This window comes from Aeromicrobium sp., assembly GCF_050700635.1.
In the GTDB taxonomy this organism is placed as follows: Bacteria; Actinomycetota; Actinomycetes; order Propionibacteriales; family Nocardioidaceae; genus Aeromicrobium.
Map to the genome: position 1 here is coordinate 1 of NZ_JBOHDT010000067.1, position 6,024 is coordinate 6,024.

6 protein-coding genes are annotated in these 6,024 nt (G+C 66.2%); 4 read left to right on the forward strand and 2 right to left on the reverse strand.

Features of this window, described 5'->3' with window-relative positions:
* Positions 1-13: 13 nt before the first annotated feature.
* Positions 14-271 carry an amphi-Trp domain-containing protein gene (locus ACRDPN_RS04895; protein WP_431446247.1) on the reverse strand — a complete coding sequence of 86 codons (258 nt, stop codon included), beginning with the start codon at positions 269-271 and terminating at the stop codon, positions 14-16.
* Between the two features lie 468 nt (positions 272-739).
* Between ACRDPN_RS04895 and ACRDPN_RS04900 the strand changes: the two genes are divergently transcribed.
* Complete coding sequence (locus ACRDPN_RS04900; RefSeq protein ID WP_431446248.1) at positions 740-1,087, forward strand: hypothetical protein; 348 nt, start codon at positions 740-742, stop codon at positions 1,085-1,087.
* 159 nt (positions 1,088-1,246) lie between these two features.
* Positions 1,247-1,618 carry a phage holin family protein gene (locus ACRDPN_RS04905; protein ID WP_431446249.1) on the forward strand — a complete coding sequence of 124 codons (372 nt, stop codon included), beginning with the start codon at positions 1,247-1,249 and terminating at the stop codon, positions 1,616-1,618.
* A gap of 35 nt (positions 1,619-1,653) precedes the next feature.
* On the opposite strand, the gene ACRDPN_RS04910 is transcribed toward ACRDPN_RS04905, so the two are convergent.
* A complete protein-coding gene (locus ACRDPN_RS04910) occupies positions 1,654-3,003 on the reverse strand; it encodes a hypothetical protein (protein WP_431446250.1) in 1,350 nt (449 codons plus the stop codon).
* 119 nt (positions 3,004-3,122) lie between these two features.
* Between ACRDPN_RS04910 and ACRDPN_RS04915 the strand changes: the two genes are divergently transcribed.
* Together ACRDPN_RS04915 and ACRDPN_RS04920 are read left to right on the forward strand one after the other, a co-directional pair.
* Positions 3,123-3,392, forward strand: a complete 270-nt coding sequence (locus ACRDPN_RS04915) for a hypothetical protein (RefSeq protein WP_431446251.1) — start codon at positions 3,123-3,125, stop codon at positions 3,390-3,392.
* 132 nt (positions 3,393-3,524) lie between these two features.
* Complete coding sequence (locus tag ACRDPN_RS04920; RefSeq protein WP_431446252.1) at positions 3,525-5,792, forward strand: LuxR C-terminal-related transcriptional regulator; 2,268 nt, start codon at positions 3,525-3,527, stop codon at positions 5,790-5,792.
* The last annotated feature ends 232 nt before the right edge of the window (positions 5,793-6,024 follow it).

Genomic DNA, 6,024 nt, shown 5'->3' on the forward strand with positions numbered 1-6,024 from the left:
CCACATGCACGCTTCAGACGACTTCGCCAGAATCCTCGGAGTCGTCGCCGCCGTCGATATTCCACTTGAGCTGGAACTCGACCTCTTCCTCGTCGTCACCACGCTCGTGCTCGATCGAGAACTGGGCGTGCTTGGGCACCCGAAACCGTTCCCCTGCGATCTGGATGCGGAACGAATCGGCCTTCTCGAGAGCGTCCGCGAGCCGGCGCAGCTTCGCCACGACGTCAGCGGTCTCGTAGATGCGTTCGATGTCTCGCGATTCCTTGGCCATGCGGTGATCCTACGCAACTGTTGACAAGGCACGCGCCCCGCCGAGACCTCACCGGGCGGTCGCATGGATGGACGAAGCGTCAGAAGCTTGAGGCCGCTCGGTCTGTCGCGCGGGCCGAAGAGCGCCGCCCAAATCGACGGAGCGTCGACACCTGAGCGCGCCTGCGAGTGGGCTGCCGCGTCTCCCCACCGCGAGACGCCCATCGCAGGGTCTGCGTCATGTGTGGCAGTGAGTGATTGCCCCACCTGCGGGATTGACTTCATCACCCCTGCGCCAGTGTTAGGGTCGCGCCGACGCCACGACAAGCGCGGCGATCGGACCAACCTCTGCACCGAGTGGGATGAAGAATCGTGCCTGCCGGTAGCTCCCAGGAGCAAGAGACGAGCCCCTCGCAGAAGACGAGCTGGTTGCCGCTCGTGGCCTTGGCCATCGCCCAGTTCGTCATGGTGCTGGACCAGTCGGCGATGAATGTCTCGATCAGCCGGGCTCACCTCCGCGTTCGTCTCCAACGTCTCGACCGATGAGCGGATCAGCAGCGCAGTCTCCGAGCAGGTCGGCGTGGCCGTCGGGTCCGGAATCGACTTCGTGTCCGCCGACCAGATCGGAGCCGCTGCCCGGGAGGCAGGGCTGGACGAGCCGACCGCCGAGGCGCTCGTCGACGACTACGAGTCCGCGCAGCTGCAAGCGCTCAAGACCGGGCTGCTGGCAGCGGCATTCTTGGCCCTTCTCTCCCTGGCCTTCACCAAGGATCTGCCGCATGAGGCGCCCACCAAGAAGAAGGAACCTGACGAGACTGGGGCGGGAAGGGCTCTGTGAAGATCCTCCGAGCATGCACCGGGTGGGCCGGATGGTTCACCCGTTTCAGGTGAGAGTTGCGGCTGGAGACGTCGCCTAGTCTGAAGCAACGCCTGGCTCTGCCTGCGCTTCACCGGGCACCATCGATGGGCCGAGGGCATCGAGTCCTAGGAGTAGCGGATGTTCAAGCAGCTGATCTTCGTGTGGTTGGCCGTAGCCGTGGCCATCGCCATCACCGCGGCGATCGTGCCGTCGGTGGAGATTGACGGCGGAGTCCTCTCCCTTCTGGGGGTGGCGCTGGTGCTCGGCTTCGTCAACGCGCTGATCGGACCAGTCCTGCGGCTGATATCGATACCGCTCACCGTCGTGACGTTCGGTCTGTTCGGGCTGGTGGTCAACGGGGCACTGCTCGGCATCACCGCGGGGCTCACTGACGCGCTCGACGTGGGCGGGTTCCTGGCCGTCATCGTGGCCGCGATCCTCATCTCCGTCATCTCGGGGGTGCTGGTGTTCGTCGGTGCCCGGGTCTTCTCGACCGAAACGAGCGAGTAGCCGTCGCCACGTCCGCCCGGGCAGGCACGACGAAACTAGTCTTCTCTTGATTCGCCCGCCGCCACAGGACTGGCGGTGCCGGACTCAGCGAGCAGCTCCACGATCAGAAGGCACACCACGGTGCCGATGACCACCGTCAGGGCGGTTGCACCCGTCGGATGGGCCTGCAGGAGATAGATCAATGCGGCGGTTCCGATCACCCCGACACGAACCGGTGTGCGGTACTCGGCCAGAAAGACGCCGACCCGGCTGGATTGCAGTCCCGCCATGGGGCCACGCGCGCGAACTGCGGCGATGGCACGGGCAATGCCCCCGCGGGTCGCCGCACCGGCACCGGTCGGCGCGCTGAGCCATGCTGCGACGGCGACAGTCAAGGCGACGACGAGGAGACCCCGAAGCGCGATCCGGATGAACGACACCAGCTGGTCGTACACGGCGCCGGCGGCCTCAGGCGAGGAGCTTGCCGGGAGCGCGTCCAGATAGAACGGGCGGATGATGTTCAGGCTGGCCCCGAGCAGCAGCATCGCGGCGGCCACGGCCAGGCCTGCTGCCAGCACCGCACGTCGTCGGTCGCGGGACACCATGATCGCCACGGCCAGGAGTGTGAGTCCTACCACCGGCAGCCAGGTGGCGAGGTCGTTGAGGAAGCCGAGCAACATCTGGACCTTGGAGAGCTCGGCGGACTCGACGATCGTGAAGCTCGCCTGGACCTCGGGGATTCGGTCGGCGATGCCGAACCCGGCATCGGTGAGCTGCTGCTTGACCGTGTTGATGAGCGTGGCCAGATTCACGCTCACCGACCCGCGGTCGACCGTGACGCTGCCTCCGCCCTCGCCCAGAAGGGCGGCCACGAGCTCAGAGTGGGCGGTCCGGTTGGCCTCGACCCACGCCTGCTCGAAGGCGTCCGACCTCACGAGATCGTGAATGCGGTCGGAGACGAAATTCCGGATCGCGGCGGCAAGCGGTACCGCAGCGGCCTCGAGGGTCGAGGCCACTCTCGGTGGAAGGTCCTGGGAGTTGATCGCCTCGACCAGCTGCTCGGTCACCGATTCGAGGTCGAGGTAGGAGAAGACCACCTGTTCCACCCGTGCAGCGATCGCATCCTGGACCGCCGGGTCCTTCGCCAGCGGCGCGACCGTCTCGAGGTAGCGGTCGGTGTCCTCGATCTGACCGCTCGCCCAGGTCGCAAGCACTGACACCGGTGCCAGGAGGGCGGCGACAGCAATCAGAAGGCCGGCCACGACCGGTCGCCACCACCCTGGCCGGCGACCACGGTCAGACGTCTTCGATTCCTCCTTGAGCCTGTCGATCTCGGCCTTGAGTCGAGCCACTTCCCCGTCGTCATCTGGTCCGGTCGGCGAGCCGGATGGTCCGGTGCTGGTCATGTGGTCCACCGTGCGAGGTTGTCGTGCTCTTGGCGTCACCCGTTGTGGGTGACGCGCTCACGCTCACCAGTGGGGATCGTGGTGCCGTTCGCAGATGGCATCGACGAATCGAGACCACCATGTCGAGGGCCGCATACGAGATCCGGGCCGAGGGCACCCTGCTCCCGTCCATGCTCGACGATTTCGACGGGATCGCCGTCGACAGCAACCCAAGCGGCCTGACCATTCGCGCCGACCTCGCCGACGAAGCCGAGCTGCACGGACTCCTCGACGCGCTCCGTCGCGGCGGACTCGTTCTCGTCGAGATCCGCAGAGAGCAGCTCCACGGACCGCGTGACAGCGGTGGCTCGAGCGAGGGCTCCCCGGAGGATCCGTCAGCGGGGTCATGAGCCTGGGCGTTACGCAGGGGTGTGCAGGCCGCAGCGCGCGTGGCTTTCGATGTTTCGTGATTCGTGCTTTCGCGCGCTCGAGGTTCCCTATGATGGCGGTGTTGGTGGGGCGAGAGGGAGCAGGACGCACCCATGACCAGGACCAGACTCATTAGGCGCGGTGGCAACGTCGCGGCGAAGGGGTTGGTCGACTCGTTCCTCGAGCCGAAGCTTCACCCGCCACCGACCCGCGAGCACTGGGTCGAACGGACTCGACTGCTCGATCGTCTGGACCACGCCACACATCAACCCGTCACCCTGGTCGCGGCCCCTGCCGGATACGGCAAGACGACGCTCGTCTCGCAGTGGTTGGCACGCGGCAGCGGCCCAAGCGCTGCATGGATCTCCCTTGACGCAGGTGACAACGACCCTGCTCGCCTGTGGACGCACGTCGCAGCGGCGCTGCAGCGAGCCGGCTGCGACCTGGCCGCCGATGCCGCAGCGTCCATGCCGTCGAACAGCGGTGAGCTGGTCACCGGCGTGTTGCCGACGATGATCAATGCCTTGGCGGCGATGCCCGAGGACCTCATCATCCTGTTCGACGACTTCCACGTCCTGCACGAACCCGCGTGCCGAGATGACGTCGAGTTCCTGGTCGAGAACCTGCCCCCTCAGGCCCATCTGATGATCATCACGCGGGCCGATCCTGGCCTGCGCCTCGGTCGTCTTCGCGCGTCGGGCCGGCTCGCCGAGCTTCGAGCCGCCGATCTCAGCTTCGATGCCGATGAGGCGTCCACTCTGCTGGCCGCCGAGAAGGTGAATCTGTCTGACGACGCCGCTGCTGTGTTGATGACGCGCACCGAGGGTTGGCCGGCCGGCCTCTACCTGGCCACCCTGTCGCTCGCAGGACTGGCCGACCCGGATGAGTTCGTGCATCGGTTCAGCGGCAGCAACCGGTTCATCGTTGACTACCTCATCGAGGAGGTCTTGAGCCGGCACACGGCCGACGTCCGTGACTTCGTCCTGACGATGTCGATCCTGGATCGGTTCTGCGCACCCTTGTGCGACTTCATCGCCGAAATCACCGACTCGGCGAGCATGCTCCGGGATCTCGAGCGCACCAACCTCTTCCTCGTCCCCCTCGACGACGAACCCCATTGGTTCCGCTTTCATCACTTGTTCGCCGAGATCGCACGGGGCGAGCTCGAGGTCGCGCACCCGAACCGCCTCCACGCCCTCCACGCCCGCGCCGCGGAATGGTTCCGCGACCACGGGCACATCGACGAGGCGATCGAGCACTCATTTGCCGCGGGCCGGATCAGCGATGCGGTGCTGCTCATGCAGACCAACTGGGTGACGTACGTCAATGCCGGCCGGACCGAGACTGTCCTCGGGTGGCTCGAGGCACTGGAAGGGAACCCGTTCGCCACCGACCCGGCAACACATGTCATGGCTGCGTGGTTGGCGGCATGGTGTGGCGACGAGTCAGCCCTCGTTGAGCACCTGAACATCCTGGTGGAGTCTCAGAACGACGGCCCTCTGCCCGATGGATCGCATTCCGTCGAATCGTCCATCGCGATGATTCGGGGGCTCGTCGGCCACGAGGGCCCGATCGAGATGTCGGAAGGCGCGCGTCGAGCCGTCGAGCTCGAGACCGACGGTCGCTCCCCGTATCACGCGATCGCCCATCTCGCCCTCGGCCACTCTGCCTACGTCGCAGGAGATCTGGACCTCGCCAAGAGTGTGCTCGCGACGTCTTCTCACAGCGAGGCCGCCCCGCCGATCATCAGTGTGATCAGCCTGTCGGTCGAGTCCCTGGTCGAATCCGAACGAGGGCGGCCGAGAACCAGCCGTGAACTCGCCGAGCTCGCGACAGAGACCGTCGACACCTACGGCTTGCGTGCCATGCCCCAGGCATCAATGGCGTTCACCGCGCTCGGACAGGCGCAGGCCGCGGCCGGCAAGATCACTGATGCCATGTCCACCCTCGAGCAGGGCCTGGCGCTGCGCCTCAGGAGTCCCGTCCTCGGCCCGTGGGGACCGATTCACCACCTCCTGGTGACGGCTCGCGTCGCGATCTCGGACGGACAGCTGACCATGGCGCAGGAACTGGTGGCGGACGCCACCGATCGCATGAGTCGGTACCGAGATGGCATGGGGCCCATGCGGGCCAGGCTTGCTGCCGTCCAGGACGTCATCGACCTCCATGGAGCGCCCGGGCGGTCCGTCGAACCGCTCACCGACCGTGAGCTGGAGGTGCTGCGGCTGCTCGGAGGTTCCTTGAACCTGCGCGAGATGGCCGACGGGCTCTGTCTTTCCTTGAACACCATCAAGACCCACACGCGGGCGATCTATCGGAAGCTCGACGTCCATTCCCGCATCGCCGCCGTTCGGATCGCTCGCGAGCACCACCTCACCTGACACCGCGTCGATCGGACGACAAATCTCACCTGGATGAGATCCGAGACGAGGTGAGGCTGCCTCACCCTCGGGCCCCGCATCATGTCAGCATCAGCGACTTTCGCGGAGGATGAGCGGCCATGAAGGTATCCGATCTGCCCTCGAGCACGACCGGAGTCATGCCCGTCGACCCGTTCCTGCCCGAACCGGCCGACCCTGAGCTTCCCGCTGACGACCCTGCCTGGGGATACGC